Consider the following 22,502-nt stretch of genomic DNA (forward strand, 5'->3'; position numbering starts at 1 on the left):
TTGTTTTTCCTAAGCGCCGTTCTTGCTGGTGACGAGCCGTTTGATCAGGACTTCGCCGACGACGATGATGATGAGTGCGATGCCCGCGAGCGCTGCCGAATAGACCGTTTCCCCGTCCTCGTTCAGCGTGTAGATCGCGACGCCGATCGTGCGTGTCGTCGGACCGTAGAGAAGTACCGAAACGGTCAGTTCGCGTAGCGCCGGCAGGAAGATCAGGAAGAACGCGGCGACCATGCCGGGGCGCACCAGGGGAATGACGACGTCCTTGAGTGCCTGTGCCATCGTTGCTCCTGAAGCGCGAGCGGCCTCGACGAGCGAGTCATGTACCTGCTCCAGCGCCGCGGAGTTGGCCTTCAGCGAGAACGCCATGTAGCGGGCGATGTAAGCGACCAGGATGATCCACACCGTGTTGTAGATGCTGATGCCGAACTTGCCGCTCCACGCCAGGATGACGCCGAGCGCGATCACCGAGCCGGGCACGGAGAAGGGCAACATGCCAAGAAATTCCAGGATGCCTTTGCCCTTGACCTTCATCTTCACGATCACGTAGGAAACGATGACGCCGGCGAACATCGTAATCAGCGCCGAGGCGAGGCCGAGCGTGATGCTGTTCCAGATCGAATCACGCGTCAGATCCCACTCGAACAGGATGTGGTGGTAGTTGGCCCACGTGAGATTCTCCATGTCGAACGGCAGACCGTATGTCTTGAGCCCGCCGACGAGGAAGATCGTGGCGGTCGGCAGGATGATCGTGAAGGCGATGTAGAGGACGCAGAAAGCGAACAGCGGAATACGCAGACCGCGCAGTTTGAGTTCCGTCGGGCGGAAGCTCTTGCCGGCGATGATCTGATACTTGCCTTTGGCCAGCACGCGGTTCTGCGTCCACATGATCAGCGCCGCCGTAATGACGAGAACCGTTGCCAAAACCGTGGCGGTGCGGATCGAATCGAAGCTACCCGCGCTCTGGTGAATTTTCTCGTAGATCAGGACCGGGATGTTGTAGATCCCCGTCTCGACACCGAGCACGGCCACTGTGCCGAAGTGCGCCATCGAGTAGAGCATGATCAGCAGCGCGCCGGAGAGGATGGACGGCAGCACCAGCGGGATGGTGATCTTGCGCGTGATGGTGAAGAGGTCAGCGCCGGAGATGCGCGCCGATTCTTCGAGCGTCGGGTCCATCCGTTCGAGGGCGCCGCTCACCTGGATGAACACGAACGGGAACAGATACATCGTTTCGACAAGAATGATGCCGGCATAGGTGTAGATGTCGAAGATCGGGTTGTCGAAACCCAGCACGTCCATGAAGAAGCGGTTGATGTACCCGGCGCGCGGCGAGAGCAGCATCTTCCACGCCAAGGCGCCGATGAAGGCCGGAAGCATGAAAGGAACGAGAAACAAGAGCTTCATCGTTTTCTTGAACGGCAGGTCGGTGCGTGTCACCAGCCAGGCGAAGAAGGTACCGACGATCGTCCCGGTGACAGTGACACCGCCCGAGAGGAACAGCGAATTGAGCAGCGCCTGATAGGTCTCTTTGCGCTGCAATACCTTGACCACGTCGGCGACGTTGAAGTGGCCATCGACCCAGAACGCATTGAAGAAGATGAGCAGCATCGGGAAGGCGACCACGACGAGCAGTATCCCCACCGAGAGGGCAAACAGCAGTTCCGGGGTGCCGAATCCAGTTCTTTTATTTTGCATGATGGCTATACCCTGTTCGTAACGACGATGTCGCCGGGGAACCACTGCACCGACGCCAGATGAATGCGGCAGGGGTCGTTCTCGACAAACATCAGATCGCGCGCAACGCCCTCGTGGCTTGGCAGCGTGGCGCGGATCAGCGTGCCGGCGATGTCGATCAGGTAATCGATCTGGGCACCGAGGAAGCTGGCGCGGCGGATGATGCCGGGCAGGCCCTCGCCCTCGCGGGCAAGGATGACATCGCTCGGACGGAAGCCAGCGGTGAATCGATCGCCGGTCGTGGCAGGCGTTTCTCCGGTCCATGCTTCGCCAGTGTCGCCGAGGAACAGGTCATCGTTACGTCGCCGTACCGGCAGCAAATTTGCGATGCCGAGAAACCGGAAGACGTAATCGTCGACCGATTTCTCGTAGACCTCCTCAGGCGTGCCGATCTGTCGGATTCTGCCATCGGCATCCATGATCGCGATGCGATCGGCGATGCCAAGGGCAATTTCCTGGTCATGCGTTACATAGAGGATCGTGACGCCGAGCTTTTGCTGCAGCGCCTTGATCTCGAAACGCATCTCCTCGCGGAGATTGGCATCCAGGTTGTTCAGGGGTTCGTCGAGAAGGAGGATACCCGGTTCATGGACAAGGGCTCGGGCGAGCGCCACACGCTGCTGCTGACCGCCAGAGAGCTGCGAGGGCAGGCGCTCCTCGAGGTTCTTCAAACCGACCATTTCGATCGATTCGAGAGTGCGCCGCTTCAACGCCTCGGCATCAATACCCGCAATCTTCAGCGGGTAGGCGATGTTGTCGAAGACCGTCATGTGTGGCCAGACGGCATAGTCCTGGAAGACCATACCGAGGCCGCGCTTGTCGGTGGGCAGCGAGTCGCCCGTCGCGGCATCGGCAACGATGTTGCCGCCGATCAGGATGGTGCCCGCATCGGGCGCCTCGAAGCCGGCGATCAGGCGCGTGAGCACCGTCTTGCCGCAGCCCGAAGGGCCGAGCAGGGTGAAGCACTCCCCGTCGTTCAGCTCGAGCGAGAGGTTGGACAGAACCGCCCTCCCTCCGTAGCCCTTGCTGACGTTTCTGATTTCTATGTTGGCCATGATCCGGGTTCCAGCCTTACTTCTGCATGATGTCGGTGAACTTCTTGATGGTCGCTTCCTTCTCGGCCATGATCGCCTTGTAGTCGATTTTCATCGCGCGCTTCATGGCTTCGTCAGCGGTCGGCAGCTTGTAGCGATCCGGCGCCTTCACGTCGGAACGCACTGGCAGCGTGCCTTCTTCGGCGATGATCGTCTGGCCTTCCTTGGAGAGCACGAAGTCGACGAACTTCTTAGCTGCGTCGGCGTTCGGCGTGTTCTTGAAGATCGCGATCGGACTCGGGATGACGAGCATTTCGGGTGGGAAGACGAGTGCCAGCGTCGCGCCCTTGTCGACCTTGTCGAGCGTGATGTAGTCGACGGCGAGGCTGCCGACGAGGTCGCCTGAGGCCGTGTCGTCAACCACTTGGCCCGATCCCTTGCCCATCTTGGCGCCGTTCGCGCGCAGGGCCTCGAAGTAGGCCCAGCCGAAGGTCTTGGAGAGGACGGCGACGCTCATGTACGCCGTGCCCGAGAGGGCGGGGTTGGCGATGCCGAAGGCGCCCTTGAAGGCCGGCTTCTTGAGGTCGTCCCACGACTTGGGCGCTTCCTTGATGTGGCGTGTGTTGTAGGCGATGCCCAGCGTACCCAGGCGGACGGCGGTGAACGAACCGTCGTAATCGGGCAGCGGGTTGATCAGCGACTTCATTTCGGTCGGCGTGTACTTCATCAGCACGTCCTGATCCTTCAACTGGTAGAAGTCGGGTACTTCGCTGGTCCAGAGTACGTCGGCGAGAATCTTGCCGGACTCGCGCTCGGCGGCGATTTTGGCCATCAGCTTGCCGGCGCCGGCCGATTGGAAGTCGACCTTGACGTCGGGATGCTTCTTCTGGAACGCGGTCTTCAGGCCGCCGATCATCGATTCCTTCATCGACGTGTAGACAAAGAGTTTCTGTTCCGCGCTGGCGCCGAGCGAGAAGCCGCCCAGCAACACGGCAACGGAACAGAGCGAGACGAGTTTCGTTGAACGCATGGCTATTTCCCTTGGTTATGTGGTTGTAAGACGCCATTCGTGCGGACAGCCGTATAGGCTGAGGGCCATCGGAAATGGCGGCCGCTCACTGCAGGAGGGAATCTAGAGAGTCGTTTGAGGGCCAGCAAATCATCAATTTTGATCGACTTGATAACCGATTTTTTGGACAGGGATGCTGATGGCGGGGCGAGCAAGGCGTGGCGGTCTCACGGTGGCGATGCGGTTCGGATAGAATCACCCGCGAACGACAGCCGATGCGTCCGTCTCTACACGCCTGCGCTGTGATCACCGATATCAACAACAACGATTCGATCGAGGGGTGCATGCCGATCCGACTCAAGCGCTCTACAAAGCGGCTACTGGCGCTGCTCGCCCTGCTTCCAGCGGCGGTTTTCGTCCTCGGCACGATCTACATGGTGGGGATGGATCAATTGGAGGGCTCCCCCCGAACGTTCCTTGAGAGCCTGCAGTGGGCATCGGAAACGCTGACGACGACGGGGTATGGCAACGACAGCCATTGGCGGCATCCGGTCGTCGCGCTGTTCGTGATTCTCGGTCAGTTCCTCGGCCAGTTCCTCGTATTCCTGGTCTTCCCCGTTTTTGTATTGCCGTTCTTCGAGGAGCAGTTCGAGGTCAGGTTGCAGCACATCCTGCCGCCGATGGAAGGCAAAGTGCTGTTCTATCGTTATGGTCCGGCGATTGAATCACTGCTTGAGGAATTCAAGCGACGCAAGAGCCCGTTCGTGATCTTCGAGGAAGACTTGCAGACGGCGCGCCACTTGCGCGATCGCGGCTACAACGTCGTCTTCGGCAACTTGGGCGACGATCCGGCCGTACTGCAGCGGGCCGTAAAGGCACGCGCCGTGATCATGAATGCCGGCGATCACGCCAACGCAACGTGCACGCTCATCGTTCGCGAACACGGCTTTACCGGCCCGGTGTACGCGCTGGCCGACGAACCGCTCTATCGGGCACCGATGGTGCAGATCGGCGCTACCGAGGTGTTTACGCCGGCTCACGTGCTGGGCGGGGCATTGGCGTCCCGTGCGAGCGCGCGGATCAGCTTGCCGGTGGAAGGGCTGCATCTGCTTGGCGCCAAGATCGGTATGGCCGAATTCCGTATTCGCGCCGGCAGCGTTCTTGCCGGCCAGCGTCTGGGCGACCTGCATTTGCGGCAGCAGCATGGAGTCTCCGTCATCGGGCAATGGCACGGCGGTCGGTTCGCCACGGCTGAAGGATTCGACACGATGCTTGAACCCGGAGCGATCCTCGTCGTCGTCGGCGCTCCGGCAAATTTGGAGAAGATCGAACGCATGGCGATGCCGATCCGGCGCACCGGCCCGATCGTTGTTGCCGGTTTCGGGACGGTCGGCGCCAAGGTGGTGCAGATGCTGAACGATGCGGAGGAGCCTTGCACGGTGATTGACCGTCTTCCGGCTCCGGGTGTTCACATCGTCGGTAACGTCCTGGAGCTCGCGACGTTGGAAAAAGCAAAAGTGCGCGAAGCGAGCGCGGTGATCCTCGCTCTGGCGCAAGACAGCGAGGCAGTCTTCGCGACCGCTGTCGTGCGCGACTACGCGCCCGAAATCCCGCTTATCGTGCGTGTGAATCGCGCCCACAATACCGAACGGCTGTACCGTGCAGGCGCCGACTTTGCGATTTCACAAGGGCAGGTTGCCGGCCAGATACTGGCTTATCACCTGCTGGACGAACAGGCGGTACCGGTCGAAAACCGCATCAAGTTCAGCCGCATGAACCCCGGGCAGATCACCGGCTGGCACCCGTGGCGGCATGAGGTGCTCGAGCGTACCGGCGCCAAGATCATCGCCGTCGAGCGCAACGGAGATGTACTCGTGGAGTTCGAGAAGGATTTTGAAGTGGCCGGCGACGACACGCTTTTCGTCTGCGGTACAGCGGACAATCTCGAGCGTTTTCAACGCGAATTCCAGGCGTCGCCACAGGTTGCGCGGCCGGCGGGTCGATGACGCTCTTGATTGAGGGCCTGCGGCTAGCTGGCCACAGTGTTTGAATGGTTAGCGACTCTTTGACGGTTCGTCGCCCGAGGCGGGCTCGCTGCGGAGTGCTAACGTCCGGTCTTTCCTCAAGCGGCCCACAACGTGCATCTCGCAGGGCTTGCAGTCGAAACGCAGCGTCAGTTTTTCGTTGCCGTTGATCAGCACCAGCGGGTCAGGTCGGATTCCTTTCACCTGTTTTGGGCACAGCGAAAGACTGAAGCGCACGCAGTGCTTGGTGACCATCAGCGAGACTTCTCCCTTTTCCTGGCCGCACTCGAACGCGGGTTCGATTATCTTCACCCCGTGCTTCTCATAGAAGGTCCGTGCCTTCTCGTTATAGACATTCCCAAGGTAGCTCAGGGCATCGTCAGGATACGGCCTCGGTGATTCTTGGGCTGAAGCCCTTTCCGGCCGCCGGTACGCGGTACGGCGCGCTTCATCGAGTGCGTCGATCGCCCGACGACGTAGCGCATTGATGGTAGAGGCAGGCAGGAACCACGGCGTGCTCATTTCGATCTCGACGGCGTTTGCGGCGTAGATCGTATTGCCCAGCTTGCCAAGACCATCGCGAAGTGCGGCAACCGCGCGCTCGGCGTTTTGCGCCGGCTGTTTCTGAAGCGGCTCGTTTACGGAGGTGCCCACGCCGTTTTCATCCTCAATGTGCAACGCGAAGCCGTTAGCTGTTTCGGTGAACGTCAGGCGCACGCCGATACGGCGCTCGGCCGATTTGCGTTCGAGCTGCCGTATGAACTCCTGGTCGTGATTGCGGAAAATCGCCGCCCCAACCGCAATTCCCGCAGGCAAGCAGCCGTCGACAAGCGAGGGCGATAACCGGTACCCGCCAGTGATCGGTGCCGCAGTATTGACGCGCAGGCCGGTGAGTTCTCCCTCCGGATTGAAATACGCCAGGCCATCGCCGTTATTGATCGGCACTCGGCTATCCACATCGAACTCGGTTCGACCGAGGCGCAGGACTGTCCCGATGCGTTCGCCCGAGAACTTCGGCGTATCGAAGGCGCCGATGTCGGCATGGCGCTGGCGAACGAAGTAGTCGGTACGACCGCGGTTGAAGGTCTTTTCTGGTTGCGGTTCGAAGAAGAAATGGCTGCGCCCCGCCGATGTCCTCGCCAGCGAGTCGTCAGCAGCGAGCAAGGCGTCGAGTTGCTGCCGGTAGTGAGCCGTAACGTTCTTCACGTAGGACAGATCCTTGAGCCGTCCTTCGATCTTGAAGGACCGGATGCCGGCATCGATCAAAGCGCGCAGGTTGTCCGTCTGATCGTTGTCCTTGAGCGACAACAAATGCTTCTCTGCAGCCAGAACCCGGCCTTCACCATCGGAAAGCGAGTAGGGAAGACGGCACGCTTGCGAGCAATCGCCCCGATTCGCACTGCGCCCCGTGGTGGCGTGGCTCAGATAGCATTGCCCGCTGTAGCTGACGCACAGCGCACCATGTACGAAAAACTCGAGCGTTGCGCTCGTCTGTTCGGCGATAGATCGGATTTGGTCGAGGGTTAGCTCGCGGGCGAGGACCATCTGCGAAAAGCCGACGCTTTCGAGAAACTGCGCTTTCAGCGGCGTCCGGATGTCGCATTGCGTGCTCGCGTGAAGTTGAATCGGCGGCAGGTCAAGCTCAAGTAAGCCCATGTCCTGCACGATCAGGGCGTCGGCGCCGGCCTCGTAACACTGCCAGATCAAGCGGCGGGCCGTTTCGAGCTCCTCATCCTTAAGGATCGTGTTGATGGCCACCAACACCCTGGCGTTGAAGCGGTGCGCGAAATCCGCCAGGCGCCCGATATCCGCCACGCTGTTCCCGGCGTTTGCCCGCGCGCCGAATGAGGGGCCGCCGATATACACGGCATCAGCGCCGTGAAGGATCGCTTCCATCCCGAACTCCGCGTTCTTGGCTGGAGCAAGGAGTTCAAGGCTGGTTTTTCGTTCGCTCATGGAAGTTGACTGGAGGCGGGCGTGGATTGTAACTCATTGACGGAAAAGCTTCATTTTCTTCCGTCCGTGGTGTGAGGAAGGGTCTATCGAACCGACTGTAAAAAGCTGTCAACCGGTTTCAAGGGACGGCGTTATTAGGCTCATGGTGGGCATCCACCGAATCGAATGGAGTCGAATATGGGCAGTCTGAGTAACGAGTCGTTTGATGAGTTCCTGGATTCGCTGAAACAGGCGGGCGTCGCCATCAGCAACGAACGGGAACTTCGCGAGCGCCTAGCCGAAGCTCAACGTTGGCGCTTTGCTTTTTCAACCCTTGCTTCCAATGGCCGTCCGCTCGGCATCCGCTTCAAGGATCACGAAGGCGCCAACCACGCCGAGATCCATCGCGCGTTTAGTCAGTTTGACTTCCCAGAGAGCGTCGAAGCCGCCTTCGCCGCCAGTCTCCGCTCGGAACACTGACCCCCGGTTTTCGGGTTGTCGCCACCGACAAGCGGCGGCAACCACAAAGCGTCCGCCGGTTTCCAGCCGTGTGCTGGGGATCGGGGAACAAAAAAGACCCGCCTCCTTCTCAGCGGGTCTTTTTCTTTTGGGGTAACGGTACGCAGGGTACGAGGCCATCGCCGCGTATCAGGCGTAGCGGGCGAGATTCCCGCCCTCTTTCTCTTGCTTTTCCCTACACGGCTGATGCTGATATATGGTTCGGCGCTTCATCACTGCAGGGGCAGCGCGGTCGGGGGGTGAGACACCCCGAATCCTAGCTGGCTCCCGGGCCGCTCGGCGTTATAGCTGAATGCTAATGCCGACGGCCAACACCAACCGTCAGCGCGTGATCGGCTTGTAGCGGATGCGCTTCGGCTTGGCACCTTCCTCGCCGAGCCGCTTCACCTTGTCTTCCTCGTACTCATGGTAGTTGCCTGCGAAGAAAGTCCATTGCGATTCGCCCTCGCAAGCCAGGATATGCGTGCAGATACGATCGAGGAACCAGCGGTCGTGCGAGATGATCATCGCGCACCCGGCGAACTCGAGGAGTGCGTCTTCGAGCGCGCGCAAGGTCTCGACGTCGAGGTCGTTGGACGGTTCGTCGAGCAGCAATAGGTTGCCGCCAGTCATCAGCGTCTTGGCCAGGTGCAGGCGCCCGCGTTCCCCGCCGGAGAGTTTGCCGACAATCTTTTGCTGGTCGCCCCCCTTGAAGTTGAATCGCCCGATGTAGGCCCGGCTCGGCATTTCGAATTTGCCGATCTGGATAATGTCGCGGCCTTCCGACAGTTCGTCGAAAACGGTCTTGGTATCGGAGAGGTTTTCGCGGCTTTGATCGACGTAAGCCATTTTCACTGTTGGGCCAATGTCGATATTGCCGCTATCGGGCTGCTCGGCGCCGGTGATCATCCGGAACAGCGTCGACTTACCGGCGCCGTTCGGCCCAATGATGCCCACGATCGCGCCGGCGGGTATGTTGAACGACAGGTTGTCGATCAGCATGCGGTCGCCGAAGCCCTTGGAAACGTTCTTGAATTCGATGACCTTGTCGCCCAAGCGCTCGGCGACCGGGATGAAGATTTCCTGCGTCTCGTTGCGCGCCTGGTACTCGTAGCTCGACATCTCCTCGAAGCGCGCGATGCGTGCCTTGCTCTTGGCTTGGCGCGCCTTGGGGTTGGAACGCACCCACTCCAGTTCCTGCTTCATCGCCTTCATGTGCGCGTCGAGTTGTTTCTGTTCCTGCTCGAGACGTGCCTCTTTCTGCTCCAGCCAGGACGAGTAGTTCCCCTTCCACGGAATGCCGTGGCCGCGATCGAGTTCGAGAATCCATTCGGCCGCGTTGTCGAGGAAGTAGCGATCGTGCGTGACGGCGACGACCGTACCGGGGAAACGCACGAGGTATTGCTCCAGCCATTCGACCGATTCGGCGTCAAGGTGGTTGGTCGGTTCGTCGAGCAATAGCATATCGGGACGCGAGAGCAGCAGCTTGCATAGCGCGACACGGCGTTTCTCGCCGCCAGAGAGTTTGCCGATGACCGCGTCCCATGCCGGCAGCCGCAGGGCGTCGGCCGCGATCTCCATCTGGTTCTCGGTGTCGGCGCCGGCGGTAGCGATGATCGCCTCAAGACGGGCCTGTTCCTCCGCCAGCTTGTCGAAGTCGGCATCGGGTTCGGCGTACGCGGCATAGACAGCCTCGAGCTTGGCCTGGGCCTCCATTACTTCACCCATGCCGCTTTCGACTTCCTGACGGACCGTTTTTTCGGGATCGAGTTGCGGTTCCTGTGGCAAATAGCCGATCTTGACGCCAGCGAGGTGTTGCACTTCGCCGTCGTATTCCTTGTCCTCGTTGGCCATGATGCGCAGGACCGTCGACTTGCCGGAGCCGTTGAGACCCAGCAGGCCGATCTTGGCGCCCGGGAAGAAGGAGAGGGAGATGTCCTTGATGATCTGCCGCTTCGGGGGAACGATCTTGCTCACGCGGAGCATGCTCATGACGTACTGGGCCATTTTTCTTCGTCTGGAAAGGGAGGGTTGATGCGGCCGCTCAGGGGCGGATGGTTTCGTCGAGCGTAATGTCGACCATGAGGTCGTTCGAAATCTGCTCCAGGTCGCGCGTCAGCGCGCGTGCGTCGAGTGCCGGTGCGGCGGTCAATTCCGCCGTCGCATGGAAGAGAATCTCGGCAGACATCGGCGCACTGGCCGTATGCGTATTCAGTTCCTCGACATTCACCGCGTGCCGGGCGAGGACCTGGGACACCTCGCGTACGATGCCGATACGATCGTGTCCGACTAAAGAAAGCTTGAGCCGTCGGCCGCTCTCGATCTTCTCCGACGGCACGGCGAGCTCGGAGACTTCTGCCGTGATGCGCAAACCGGGGACTTCGGCCAGCGCCTTCTTTAACGCATCCAAGCGCTCATCCGCGACGCTCACGCACACGATGCCGGCAAACTTGCCAGCCAGATGCGACATCGACGCGTCCAGCCAATTGCCGTCGTTCTGACTGATGGCGGTGGCCAGCCGTTCGACGAGGCCGGGGCGATCATCGCCGATCGCCGTCAAAACCAGGGACGTTGTTCCGCTACGGCTCATGGTGACCTCCTTCTCAAGCAGGGGCGCCATTGTAACCCTAGCGGGCGGTGCGGTCAGCCGGACAGGACGCCGCCGGTCGGACCTTACTTCTCCACGAAGGCGCGTTCGATCACGTAGTCACCCATCGCGCCGATATGCGGCGAGATTTCGAATCCTCTGGCGTCGAGCAAGGTGCAGCAGTCCTTGATCATCGCCGGGCTGCCACAGATCATGACGCGGTCATCCAGCGGGTTCAGCGGCGGCAGGCCGATCTTGGCGAACAGTTCGCCACTTTCGATCAGGTGCGTGATGCGCCCCTGATTTTCAAATGGCTCGCGCGTCACGGTCGGGAAGTAGATGAGCTTCTCGCGCACGAAATCGGCGAAAAACTCGTGGTTCGGCAGTTCGCGCGTGATGAAGTCCCGGTAGGCGAGTTCGCTAATGTGACGAACGCCGTGTACCAGCACGACTTTCTCGAACCGCTCGTAACTCTCTGGGTCTTGAATCAGACTCAGGAAGGGGGCGAGGCCCGTGCCGGTGGCCAGCAGGTAGAGGTGCTTGCCGGGTTTCAGGTCGCGCAACACCAAAGTCCCTGTCGGCTTGCGACTAACGACGATGGAGTCACCAACCGAAAGATGCTGGAGCTTTGAAGTGAGCGGGCCGTTGGGAACTTTGATACTGAAGAACTCCAGGAACTCGTCATGGTTCGCGCTGGCGATACTGTAAGCGCGCGTCAGCGGTCGGCCTCCGTGCTGCTCCAGACCAAGCATTACGAACTGGCCGTTGATGAAGCGCAGCGACGGGTCGCGTGTTGTACGGAAGCTGAACAAATTGTCGTCCCAATGATGGACGGACAGGACGCGTTCGGTAGACAAGGTACTCATGGCAAGACTTTGGACAATGAAGAACAGACTTGATGCTATGGTGTGGCGTTATATCTGTAAAATGGATTGTCTGGATAACTCATATCTGGAGCGTAGATATGCGTTTCACCCTTCGACAAATGGCGGTCTTCGCGGCCGTCGCTTCGCACGAGAGTGTCTCCAAAGCGGCAAGGGCGCTTTCCCTTTCGCAATCGGCAACGAGCACAGCTCTTGCAGAACTGGAGCGGCTCTACGAAACGCAACTTTTCGATCGCGTCGGCAAATCGCTGCGTCTGAATGAATTGGGGCAAGCGCTGCTCCCGCAGGCGGACGAGCTGGTGGAGCGAGCGCAGGCCATCGAGACGGTGCTTGAGAAACGCGCCGGCTTTGGCAAGCTGCGCATCGGCGCCACACTGACGATCGGCAACTACTTGGCAACATTGATCGTTGCCGACTACCTCAAACGCCATCCGGAAGGCTCGGCGCAGCTAAAGGTTCACAATACGGCGACGATTGTCGATCAAGTCGCCCGGTTCGAACTCGATCTCGGTCTCATTGAAGGCCGCTGTCGGCACCCCGACCTTGTCGCCGAACCTTGGGTAGCCGACGAACTGGTCGTCTTCTGCGCGCCGACCTATCTCCTTGCCGCCCGACGCGTGGTCAAGCTCAATGAGTTGTTGGCGCAACCCTGGATTGTCCGAGAAGCCGGATCGGGAACCCGGGAAACGCTGGAGGAGGCGATGCGAAGGCACGATCGGATTCCTATGATCCGGCTTGAGCTCGAACACACCGAGGCGATAAAACGTGCTGTTGAGCTTGGTCTTGGCGTTGGGTGCATCTCGCGCCTTGCTCTACGCGAGGCCTTTCGCCGCGGCAGTCTGGTGCCAATCGAGACGCCGGAGCTTGACCTTCGGCGTCAGTTTCAATTCCTCTGGCACAAGCGCAAGTTTCATACCGCGGGGATGCGCGAGTTCGTCTCTTTGTGCCGAGCCATGACCGCCGGCGTTGTGCGCAGCGACGAGATCGATCTGCCGTTCATTCCTTGATTGGTGCGACGATCGAGGATGGGAAGCCGCCTCAACCAGCGCCAAATTCGGCGAGACGATGTTTGCGGATCTTGTCGTGTAGTGTGGTTTTCGGGATGCTCAGCGCTTCGGCACTGCGTGAGAGATTGCCGTTGTGCCGGCGCAGGGCGTCCACGATCAACGCGCGCTCGAAGGCTTCGACGCTCTCGGCCAGCGGGCGAGGGCTTTCGTCCACGCCGCTGCCAAACGGCGGCGCTCCGTTCTCAATGCCGAGGACGCGGCGATCCGCCACATTGCGCAATTCGCGCACATTGCCCGGCCAGTGATAGCCCACCAGTTGATGAACGCAGGCGGGGTCGCTCGCCGGGGCAGGGCGGCCGTGGCGGGCCGCTGCTTGGAGAAGGAAGTGCTCGAAAAGCAGGGGAATGTCCTCGCGACGCTCGCGCAGCGGCGGCAACATGATCGTCGCGACGCTGAGCCGGTAATAGAGGTCGGCGCGGAACCGCCCCTGCTCGGCGAGGGCACGCAGGTCCTCTTTCGTTGCTGCAACAATGCGGCAGTCGATCGGAATGGAGGTGTTCGAGCCAAGGCGTTCGAGGCTGCGTTCTTGCAAAACGCGCAGCAGCTTGATCTGCATTGCGATCGGCATCGTCTCGATTTCATCGAGGAAAAGCGTGCCGCCGTTGGCATGCTCGATCTTCCCGATACGGCGCTTTCCGGCACCGGTGTAGGCCCCCGCTTCATGCCCGAAAATTTCGCTTTCGAACAGCGTTTCGGGGAGACCGCCACAATTGATGGCGACGAAATTGCCTTTTCGCCGCCGGCTGGCTTCGTGCAGACAGCGCGCGACGAGTTCCTTGCCCGTGCCCGTTTCGCCCTGGACCAGGACATCGGCCGCGCTATCCCCGAGTCCTGCAATCAATGAACGTACACTCACCATCGTTGGCGCGTTACCGATAAGGCGCGCTTCGATCTGGTCCCGGCCTTCGAGTCGCTGGCGCAAATCCCGGACTTCGAGAACGAGGCGACGTTTTTCAAGCGCACGCCGTACGACTTCTACAAGGTACTCAGGCGAGAACGGCTTTTGAATGAAATCATAGGCGCCATCCTTCATCGCCTGAACCGCCATCGAGATATCACCGTGCCCGGTGATGAGCACCACGGGCAGTTCGGGATCCACGGCAAGCGTTTCGCGCAAGAACGCCATACCGTCCATCCGTGGCAGCCGGATGTCGCTCACGATGACACCTCGGAAGCCCTTGGCCAGCCGGCGTTTTGCCTCCTCCGCGCTGGCCACGCTTTCGGTGGCAATACCTTCAAGCTGCAGCGCCTGTTCGCATCCGAGGCGAACGTCGGGATCGTCTTCGATGATGAGTGCTTTCAAGGCGTCTGTCATGGCTTGGAAGATGAATTGGAGTCGGCCGCAATGGGGATCTCGAGGGTGAAAACGGCACCGCCTTGAGGATCATTGCCGCCCACGAGGGTACCACCGAAGTCGTTGATTATGCCGGCGGAGATGGCAAGGCCGAGCCCCAAGCCAACTCCGGCTTCCTTGGTCGTGAAGAAGGGTTCGAACAGGCGCGATTCGACGTCGGCCGTAAGCCCGTTACCATGATCGCGGACGCTCAGGCGGATCATCGTCTTCGATCTTCCCGCGGCTATTTCGACGCGCGGCTGGGTCTGCCCGGCCATCGCGTCGAGGGCGTTGCCGATTAAGTTGACTATCACTTGCTCCAACCGGATCGCATTGCAGAGGGCGTAGAGTGGCTGTTCGGGAAAATCCACTTCGATCTCTGCGTTTTCCGTACGCAATCTCTGCTCGAGAAGCGCCGTTGCGTGCGACACGGCCTGTTGAACGTCAACCGGGCTTGGCCGCCCACTGGACTTATGGGCGAACGCCTTTAGCTGTCCTGTTATTACCCCCATGCGGTCGACGAGTTGCCCGATGCGCTCCAGATTGTGACGCGCGGTCGTTTCGTCACGGCGTTCCAGAAAACGGATGGCGTTGCCGGAGAGCGTCCGCAAGGCGGCCAACGGTTGATTGAGTTCGTGCGCGATACCGGCGGAGAGCTGACCGATGACGGCTAGCTTCCCCGCCTGTACGAGTTCGTCCTGTGCCGCACGCAAGGTGCGTTCGGCGCGCGTGCGTTCCGCCACTTCGTCCTGCAGCTGCTCGTTGGCGGCAGACAAGTCGGCTGTACGTTCTTGGACCTTTCGCTCGAGTTCGTCGTTGGCTTTTTGCAAGGCTTCGCGCGCCGCCAGGCGGTCCTCGAGATGGCGCCGACGCTGATTGATCATGACGCCGACAATGCACATCAAGGTGGTCGTGACCGCAGCGACGATGGTGCGGATCACGGAAATATCGTTAACTTGCTCGAGCTGTGAAAAAACCGTGAGCGTCCACGGTGTGCCTGGCAACGGCTGAGACTGCGCAAGAAACTGACCGGCGACCGGGTAGACGGACACCATTTCCTGCTTTTCTCTGGCCATACGCACGATGCGCGCGCCGTAGTCGAGCGTGGCGATTTCGCGCACGCCCAGCGGCTGCAACGCACGCTGGTTGTACTGCAAAGTGCGGTCAAAAGCCTTTCTAGTTCGCTCATCCAGGGGGCGAAGCGTCGTGAACTTCCAGTCGGGAACGGAGCTCAGGATCACCACGCCGTTTTCGTCGCCAACGAGAACGGGAGCTTCGACCGTGGACCACGATTTTTCCAATTGATCGAGGCTGACCTTGACGACAGCAACACCGAGGGTGCGACGATCGTCCCGCAGGGCGGACGAAAGATAGTATCCGGGTTCGCTCCGCGTCGTACCGATGCCAAAGAACCGACCATTCCCCGATTCGACCGCGTCTCGGAAGTAGGGGCGGAAGGAAAGATCTTCGCCGACATAGCTGTCGGCACGGCGCCAGTTGCTCGACGCGATCACCCTGCCAAGATTGTCCATGACGTAGATGGCGAGCGTTCCGGCGCGGTCGTTCAACTGTTCGAGATAGTTGTTGACGTCGGTGGTTACGTTGCGATGGCCCTTGTCGTCCAGAAGAGCGAGGACGCCTTTCTCAAGGCCGAGGGTCGACGGGAAATACGCGTACTTGTCGATCTCGCGTTCCAGGCTTGTCGCATAAAGATCGAGGCGGTGGCGCCCCATCGCCTGGAGTTCGGTGATGCCGATTTGCTGACTGATTCGGTAAGTAATGAACGACGCCGCAGCGACCAGACTTAACAAGCCGAGCGAGAGCAAAGCGAATCGGAGCGGCCGGCGAATACGCATGCGTATAGTGTGTCGATCTTGAAGATCTGAATCCGTGGCAGGGACGACGCGTTCGTTTTTCTTCGCGCCCGAGCCATTTTCATGAAGCTAAAGACAAACTGCCCCGGGTCGGAACCCGAGGCAGTATGTACACGCGCTACTTACGAGGCAATGCCGATGTGTCAGGCGCGGCCAGATTCCGGCGTGTCGTGCATCGCGGCCAACGTTACGTGGTCGACCGACTCGGTAACGAGCTTCGCGATCACGAGGTCGCCCGCGACGTTGAGCGTCGTCCGGCACATGTCGAGGAAGCGGTCAACACCGAGGATCAGGCCAATGCCTTCGGCCGGGACACCAACGTTGATCATCAAAACGACGATCAATGGCAGCGAGCCACCGGGGATACCCGCTGTGCCAACGCCAGCCAGCATGGACATCAGAACAACTTGAATCTGTTGTCCTACGGTCAGGTCGATACCGAAAACCTGGGCCATGAACAACACTACGACGCCTTCATACAGACCGGAGCCGTTCTGGTTGGCGGACGCACCAACGGTGATCACGAACCGGGCAATCCGGGGCGGAATCTTCAGCACGTCGGTCGCGCACTTGAGAGCGATCGGCAGGGTGGCGTTTGACGATGCCGTCGAGAAGGCATAGAGATAGACCTCACGGCACTGCTTGAAGAAAGGCAGCGGGTTCGTCTTGCCGATCGTCGCCAAGAAGATGCTGTAGACGACGAAGAACTGCAGGAGCAGACCGAGGATAACGACGAAAGCGAAGTAGGCGACGTTGCCGAGGAAACCGGCGCCCATCCGATACGACGTATTGAAGACAATACCGAAGATAGCGTAAGGAGCCAGTTTCATGGCCACCTCGATGATCTTCATCGTCGCTTGGAAGATTGCGTCGAGAACCTTCGGCAGCGGGTGCTCTTCATCCTTGATGACGGTGCTGAGCGCCCAGCCGAAGAACAGCGCGAAGACCATCATGGCGATGATTTCACCGGAGAATGCGCGCGCTGCAGAGTCGATCGGGTTTTGCGGCAGCAGGTCCACGATGTACTGGAACCAAGGCTTGTCTTGCGCCGCCGCGGCATTTTTCGCGATGCTCAGAACCCCTTGGTTCGCAGCCAGCGCCGCCTTGTCAAAGACAAGTCCTGCACCCGGCTTGAGAATGTTCGTGGTCAAGAGAGCGATACAGGCCGCGATACCACTCAAGATGACCGTGAACATAAGACAACGTCCACCTACCTTACCGAAGCCGCCGGCGCCTTGGCTAAGTTCCATGGTGCCGAGCATTAGCGCCGAAAGAATCAGCGGAACGACGACCATGAAAATAATGCGCAGGAACGTCGCGCCGAGGAAGGTCAATACTTCGGTCACCCTCTTCATGAACGCGAATTCAGCCTGCGGCAGGTTGTAATACGCGATTAGGCCAAGAATTACGCCCAAGACGAAACCTAATAATATTTTTGTGTGCTGTTTCATACCTTTCCCTTTCCCTTCGCCAAATAAGCAAACATAAAGCAATTAGCCGCGCTGGCTCTTTCGGCCCCCATCGACTCCATAACCCGGCGGCCACCTCAGACATAGGTCGGAGGATAACGCTGCCGTGCCGGCGCGGAAAGGCTGACTTCGCCCCTTCTCCGGCGATTACTCCCGGGTCTATACCGCATCACCCTTGGGAGACAGCAGGCAAAGTGCCGGATGATCCCAAAGAAGACAGCCTGTGACTGCAGGTAACGTGCCAGTTCGGCAGATCATTAGTCGGCTGTTTTCATTTTCTTTTTCCATGACGGCTCGTGGATGTGTTCGGATATCCGAGAGTTCGCGGTTCAATCGCGTTCGGAAAACCGAACGTATTTGCGGCGCTACAGTAACGTCTCTATGTCCCGGGCAATGGTCTGCGGTGCCTTCATAGGGGCATAACGACGACAAACGACGCCATTGCGGTCGACGAGAAACTTGGTGAAGTTCCACTTGATCGCCTTGCTGCCCAAGAGTCCGGGCGCTGAAGTTTTCAGATGCCGATAGAGCGGATGAGTCTGCGCTCCGTTGACCTCAATCTTCGCGAACATCGGGAAACTGACTTCGTAGTTCGTTGCACAGAAAGCGCCGATTTCTTCGTCGGTCCCGGGCTCCTGGTGCCGAAACTGATTGCATGGGAAACCGAGAATCGCAAATCCCCGGTCCTTGTAGCCGCGATAGAGTGATTCAAGGCCGGCGTACTGGGGCGTAAAGCCACATCGGCTGGCCGTGTTGACAATCAATAGCACTTGGCCGGCAAAGTCGGCTAACGATTGAAGCTGGCCGTCCAGACGGCGGGCCGAGAAGTCCTTTAGGCGGTACGTCGCAGATTCCATGGCACCTCCTGCCTTTGATGGAAGAGAGGTAACTGTGTTTGATGTCTTCCTGACCCTTCAGGTTGCAGCACGTTGCTTTGGTCGCCTCTTGCGCATTGTCGCCCGGCGCTTGTCAGGGGAGACAGGAACCGCGGCCGGAGCGTCTTTCCCTGCGGCACCGAAGATGTCTTCGCGAGCGGTCTTGCTAATTGCGACGATGGCCGGGTACGTCAAACGGCGCTCGGTCGTAATGGCATAAACCTGCTCGATGACCGAGTCGAGCCGCCCGACTTCGGCGACTTGATACTGCTCGCAAATGTGATCGACGATAGCCGTCGGGGCAACGAACAGGCCCGCGCCCGCTTGCCCGAAAGCCTTGGTAAGCGCGCTGTCATCGAATTCGCCGACGATGCGCGGCCGCAATCCTTTGCCCTCCAGCCATTGGATCAACTTGGGGCGAATGGCCGCGTCCTCGCCAGGCAGTAGGAAGGGGGCTGTATCGAGCGCCGCTGGGAAATCGTTTCCGTATTGTCGTGCCAGTTCGGGTGCGCCAAACACGGAGAGGCCGCTCTCGCCGAGGAGGTGGCTATAGCCGCGTACGTTCAGGTTCCCCGGCATTGGTCTGTCGGCGATGATCATGTCGAGTCGGTGCACGGAAAGCTCGGCGAGCAGCGAAGAGAGTCGTCCTTCGCGACAGATCAGGCGTACCGGATCTTCAAGTTTCAGCGCCGGTTCGACAAGCCGATAAGCCACCGATTTAGAAACGGCATCGGCAATCCCCACTCGGAACGGAGAAATCCGGTTCGCTTTGTTGTCATGGAGCACATCGAGCAACTGGTCGCCGATCGCGAAAATCCGTTCGGCGTAACCAAGCACCCGTCGACCGGCATCCGTCAGTTCAAGATTACGGCCGCTGCGCCGGAATAACTCGGTACCCAAGGATTCGGCGAATTCGCTGAGTTGGCCGCTGATTGATTGCGGCGTGAGGTGGAGTTGATCGGCTGCGCGGGCAATGCTGCCCGTCTTGGCCACCATCCAGAAGTAACGCAGATGCTTGAAGTTCAGGGCAGGCATGGTTTTTCCGACAAGATGAAGGAACTGTTTGGTCAGCCCGGCAGGCTTTGATAAATAGTCGAAATTTACGATGTATTAAATCATTTTATTCGACTTGTTGGATGTTTTAGCGCCTTCTACGATGTACGCGTTCGCTATTTGGCGAAGGCAACGGAAGGCAGGTGGCACGTTCTGCCTGACCGTTTTGGGCAAGGCGATAAAGCGACGGGCGCCACCGGATGGTGCCCGTATAGTCATCGGCCTTGCATGGATGTTTCAGTGTTGATGGAGATGCTGATGAAAAGCACGTTCGTGGCTGTCTTTCTCTCGGTCCTGGCGCTCGGTTTGAGCATTGGTGACGCCGAGGCTGCCCGCCTCGGCGGAGGCAAGTCGTTCGGCATGCAGCGGCAGGCTGTTACGCCGCGTCCGGCTAGCCCCGCCCAGGCGGCACCGGCTCCGGCAAATCCGCAACAAGGTGCGGCTCCCGCTGGTGCACCGAAGCGTAACTGGATGGGTCCGCTCGCAGGGCTCGCCGCCGGCCTTGGTCTCGGTGCCTTGCTTTCGCATTTCGGCATGGGCCCGGCGATGGCCAACTTTCTGATGATCGCCTTGCTCGTGGTGGGCGGGATTGTGCTCTTCAGGGTGTTGACGCGGGGGCGCGCAACGGCGGCCCGACATGCCACCTACCCAGGCGGATCGGATACGTATGCGCGTACGCCGTCGCCAGACGTTGCCCCTCTGCCGCCAGCGTCTACTGGACCCAGCCCTGTGCCGGGAGCGGCAGTTCCCGCTGACTTCGACAGTGAAGGGTTTGTGAGAGTGGCGAAGCTCAACTTCGTGAGGTTGCAGACGGCAAACGATGCAAAAAACCTCGACGATATCTGCGAGTTCGTATCCCCTGAACTCTTTGCCGAAATCAAGATGCAGATGGACGAGCGGGGCGCAACCGCGCAGAAGACGGACGTAGTAACTCTGGAGGCCGAGTTGCTGGAAGTGGTTACGGAGGGAGCGCGCCATATCGCGAGCGTGCGCTTCAACGGCATGATCCGCGAAACGGAAGGCGGAGCGGCGATGCCGTTCGCCGAGGTCTGGCACCTGTCCAAGCCCACGGACGGCAGCCGCGGCTGGGTCGTTGCCGGGATTCAGCAAGTTCAGTGAAATAGAAGGAACGGTAATCCGTCGTCGATGCTCGGAGCGGGACCTTTGAAGGCCCGCTTCGCGCATTTTGACGGGGCCACTTGATGACCGTCCGGGGCAAGGGACGCTACGCTGAGGAAGCACGACAAGAACCCGAACAATCAATAAGGCTTCGCGCCAAAGGGAGGAGAAATGGAGCCACTCGCCTGGATCGCCTTGGGTATCTTCGCCGCGACGATCATCGTCGTAATCATGAATGTTTTCGACAGCACGGTGGCTGCCTTGATCGGCGTGGCGGCCATGGTATGGGTCGGCGTATTGACCGAGTCCGAGGCGTTCGCTCTGGTCGACTGGAACGTCATGGCCATTCTGGTGAGCGTCTGGGTGATCGCCTCGTATTTCGGCAAGACCGGGATTCCGAGTTGGCTTGCCGTAGGCGCACTAAAACTCTCCGGCGGACGGCCGGGAGTGCTCGTGATAATTCTGGCCACGCTCGCGGGCCTGATCTCCATGTTTGTGGACAACGTGGTCGTCATCTTGATGATGGCGCCGGTAGCGCTTCCACTCGCTCGGGCGGTCAAGTTGCCGGTGACGCCGCTGGTGCTCATGATCGGGTTCGCTGCAAACTTCATGGGGTCGGCCATGCTGCTCGGCGACCTGCCGCCCCAGATGTTGCATAGCGTTTCCGGGGCGGAGTTCGGCGACTTCTTCTTCCATTCCGGACGGCCGTCGTCCTTTCCCATTCTTTGCGTTACCTTTGCCGTCACGCTCGGTGCCATGTACCTGTATGGCTTCCGATCGCATCATGCGCGGATCGTCGATCTGACAACGGTCGGCGTGGAGGCTCGCATTCCGAACAGGCTGTTTGCGGGCGTTGTCGTCGCCGGCTTTCTATTGACCGTCCTGGCGATGGCTTTTCGTCAGACGCTCGGTTTTCAGCTCGGCTTCATTGCAATGACTGGCGCAGTTACCCTTGTCCTGGTCCTCGAACTCTTGGGCGAGCGGGCCAAGGCGCCTCCTTTCGAAGAAATTCTCTCGGAACTCGATTGGCGCGCTGTCTTCTTCTATATCGCGCTCTTCGCCTTGGTCGGTAGCCTGGAGAAGGTCAAACTTCTCGGAGCGCTGGCGCACATCATTCGCCCGATCTTCGTGGACAACTATGCGGCGGGAGCCTCGCTGCTTTATTGGATAACGATTCCCATCGTCGGCATTGTCGAACATGACGCTTACATTTTGACGTTCCTTGAAACCATCAAAGACCTTGACGAAGCCGCCGTCGCGCGCTGGCCGCTCTGGTGGATGCTGCTCTGGTCGGGAACACTGGGGAGCAACCTCACCGTAGCAGGAGCTCCTGCACTGTACGCGGCGCTGAACATTTGCCAAAGCGAAGAACGGCGCAAGATTTCGTTGCGTGAGTTTCTGTCTTGGAGCGTGCCGTTTGTTCTCGTTTCGGCAAGTGTCTGCTATGTTTTAGGCATGCTCATTTGGGTGTTCCCGTTCGTCAAATAGATCAACCGAGGCTCATGACGGAGGCGTCGCCATGTACAAGAACATTCTCATTCCTACCGACGGATCAGAACTCTCGGCACGCGCGATCAAGGCGGGGGTTAAGCTGGCAAATGTGACGGGAGGCAGCGTAATCGGGATTTTCGTCGCTCCGACGCCGACGCCGATCATTTACAAGGGCCTTCTGCCTGTTGGCTACAAGAGCCCGGATGAGCACGCGGCGCTCATTGCCAAGGCGGCACAAAAGAATCTCGGGGTCATCGAGAAAGAGGCGAAAGCGCTGGGCGTACCTTTTCGCGGCATCACGGTGACCAGCGACTTTCCGGCCGACAGCATCCTGCAGGCGGCGTCCGACCACAAATGCGACTTGATTTTCATGGCGTCGCACGGGCACAGAGGCGTGTCCGCCATCCTGATCGGAAGCGAAACGCAGAAGGTACTTTCGCACGCAAGGATACCGGTACTCGTTTATCGCGACCGCTATTCAGACGTGCCGTCGCGCTCGCCTTCTTGAGACAG

The 22,502-nt window shown here is 59.6% G+C and carries 18 protein-coding genes; 6 read left to right on the forward strand and 12 right to left on the reverse strand.

Annotation, left to right across the window (positions count from 1 at the left end; all coding sequences use genetic code 11):
* Positions 1 to 9: 9 nt before the first annotated feature.
* The 3 genes from NZ453_RS16605 to NZ453_RS16615 are packed head-to-tail and all read right to left on the reverse strand — an operon-like array spanning position 10 to position 3,801.
* Positions 10 to 1,698, reverse strand: a complete 1,689-nt coding sequence (locus tag NZ453_RS16605) for an ABC transporter permease (RefSeq protein WP_263771856.1) — start codon at positions 1,696 to 1,698, stop codon at positions 10 to 12.
* A gap of 5 nt (positions 1,699 to 1,703) precedes the next feature.
* The gene (locus tag NZ453_RS16610; RefSeq protein ID WP_263771857.1) at positions 1,704 to 2,792 is read right to left on the reverse strand and encodes an ABC transporter ATP-binding protein; all 1,089 of its coding nucleotides are present in this window, start codon (positions 2,790 to 2,792) and stop codon (positions 1,704 to 1,706) included.
* Positions 2,793 to 2,808: 16 nt separating this feature from the next.
* Positions 2,809 to 3,801 (reverse strand): ABC transporter substrate-binding protein, encoded by a 993-nt coding sequence (locus tag NZ453_RS16615; RefSeq protein WP_263771858.1) that lies wholly within the window; start codon positions 3,799 to 3,801, stop codon positions 2,809 to 2,811.
* 254 nt (positions 3,802 to 4,055) lie between these two features.
* Here NZ453_RS16615 and NZ453_RS16620 point away from each other — a divergent pair, with 254 nt between their 5' ends.
* Positions 4,056 to 5,786 (forward strand): potassium channel family protein, encoded by a 1,731-nt coding sequence (locus tag NZ453_RS16620; protein WP_263771859.1) that lies wholly within the window; start codon positions 4,056 to 4,058, stop codon positions 5,784 to 5,786.
* Positions 5,787 to 5,834: 48 nt separating this feature from the next.
* Here NZ453_RS16620 and NZ453_RS16625 read toward each other — a convergent pair whose 3' ends face one another.
* Entirely contained in the window at positions 5,835 to 7,760 is a 1,926-nt protein-coding gene (locus tag NZ453_RS16625) for a peptidase U32 family protein (protein ID WP_263771860.1), read from the reverse strand.
* A gap of 177 nt (positions 7,761 to 7,937) precedes the next feature.
* On the opposite strand from NZ453_RS16625, the gene NZ453_RS16630 reads away from it, so the two are divergent.
* Positions 7,938 to 8,219, forward strand: a complete 282-nt coding sequence (locus NZ453_RS16630; RefSeq protein WP_263771861.1) for a hypothetical protein — start codon at positions 7,938 to 7,940, stop codon at positions 8,217 to 8,219.
* A 360-nt stretch (positions 8,220 to 8,579) separates the two neighbouring features.
* Here the strand turns inward: NZ453_RS16630 and ettA are convergent, their stop codons facing one another.
* From ettA to NZ453_RS16645, 3 genes are all read right to left on the reverse strand, one after another.
* Positions 8,580 to 10,244 (reverse strand): energy-dependent translational throttle protein EttA, encoded by a 1,665-nt coding sequence (ettA, locus tag NZ453_RS16635; RefSeq protein WP_263771863.1) that lies wholly within the window; start codon positions 10,242 to 10,244, stop codon positions 8,580 to 8,582.
* A 37-nt stretch (positions 10,245 to 10,281) separates the two neighbouring features.
* Positions 10,282 to 10,827, reverse strand: a complete 546-nt coding sequence (locus NZ453_RS16640) for a glycine cleavage system transcriptional repressor (protein WP_263771864.1) — start codon at positions 10,825 to 10,827, stop codon at positions 10,282 to 10,284.
* Positions 10,828 to 10,910: 83 nt separating this feature from the next.
* A complete protein-coding gene (locus tag NZ453_RS16645; protein ID WP_263771865.1) occupies positions 10,911 to 11,690 on the reverse strand; it encodes a ferredoxin--NADP reductase in 780 nt (259 codons plus the stop codon).
* Positions 11,691 to 11,788: 98 nt separating this feature from the next.
* Between NZ453_RS16645 and NZ453_RS16650 the strand changes: the two genes are divergently transcribed.
* The gene (locus NZ453_RS16650; RefSeq protein ID WP_263771867.1) at positions 11,789 to 12,715 is read left to right on the forward strand and encodes a LysR substrate-binding domain-containing protein; all 927 of its coding nucleotides are present in this window, start codon (positions 11,789 to 11,791) and stop codon (positions 12,713 to 12,715) included.
* A gap of 31 nt (positions 12,716 to 12,746) precedes the next feature.
* On the opposite strand, the gene NZ453_RS16655 is transcribed toward NZ453_RS16650, so the two are convergent.
* The 5 genes from NZ453_RS16655 to nhaR form a co-directional block, all read right to left on the reverse strand.
* Positions 12,747 to 14,090: a sigma-54-dependent transcriptional regulator gene (locus tag NZ453_RS16655; protein ID WP_263771868.1), complete on the reverse strand. Its 1,344-nt coding sequence runs from the start codon at positions 14,088 to 14,090 to the stop codon at positions 12,747 to 12,749.
* Positions 14,087 to 15,964: a sensor histidine kinase gene (locus NZ453_RS16660; protein ID WP_263771869.1), complete on the reverse strand. Its 1,878-nt coding sequence runs from the start codon at positions 15,962 to 15,964 to the stop codon at positions 14,087 to 14,089. The genes NZ453_RS16655 and NZ453_RS16660 overlap by 4 nt, the downstream gene beginning before the upstream one ends.
* A gap of 161 nt (positions 15,965 to 16,125) precedes the next feature.
* Positions 16,126 to 17,433 (reverse strand): dicarboxylate/amino acid:cation symporter, encoded by a 1,308-nt coding sequence (locus tag NZ453_RS16665; protein WP_263771871.1) that lies wholly within the window; start codon positions 17,431 to 17,433, stop codon positions 16,126 to 16,128.
* A gap of 383 nt (positions 17,434 to 17,816) precedes the next feature.
* Positions 17,817 to 18,308: a glutathione peroxidase gene (locus NZ453_RS16670; RefSeq protein ID WP_263771873.1), complete on the reverse strand. Its 492-nt coding sequence runs from the start codon at positions 18,306 to 18,308 to the stop codon at positions 17,817 to 17,819.
* Positions 18,309 to 18,365: 57 nt separating this feature from the next.
* Positions 18,366 to 19,361 (reverse strand): transcriptional activator NhaR, encoded by a 996-nt coding sequence (gene nhaR, locus NZ453_RS16675; RefSeq protein WP_263771874.1) that lies wholly within the window; start codon positions 19,359 to 19,361, stop codon positions 18,366 to 18,368.
* A 276-nt stretch (positions 19,362 to 19,637) separates the two neighbouring features.
* Between nhaR and NZ453_RS16680 the strand changes: the two genes are divergently transcribed.
* The 3 genes from NZ453_RS16680 (at position 19,638) to NZ453_RS16690 (ending at position 22,497) form a co-directional block, all read left to right on the forward strand.
* Positions 19,638 to 20,498, forward strand: coding sequence for a Tim44 domain-containing protein (locus NZ453_RS16680; protein ID WP_263771875.1), 861 nt, complete (start codon positions 19,638 to 19,640; stop codon positions 20,496 to 20,498).
* 171 nt (positions 20,499 to 20,669) lie between these two features.
* A complete protein-coding gene (locus NZ453_RS16685) occupies positions 20,670 to 21,986 on the forward strand; it encodes an SLC13 family permease (RefSeq protein ID WP_263771876.1) in 1,317 nt (438 codons plus the stop codon).
* Between the two features lie 31 nt (positions 21,987 to 22,017).
* Complete coding sequence (locus NZ453_RS16690) at positions 22,018 to 22,497, forward strand: universal stress protein (RefSeq protein WP_263771877.1); 480 nt, start codon at positions 22,018 to 22,020, stop codon at positions 22,495 to 22,497.
* The last annotated feature ends 5 nt before the right edge of the window (positions 22,498 to 22,502 follow it).

It is taken from the genome of Propionivibrio soli (genome assembly GCF_025770765.1).
In the GTDB taxonomy this organism is placed as follows: Bacteria; Pseudomonadota; Gammaproteobacteria; order Burkholderiales; family Rhodocyclaceae; genus Propionivibrio; species Propionivibrio soli.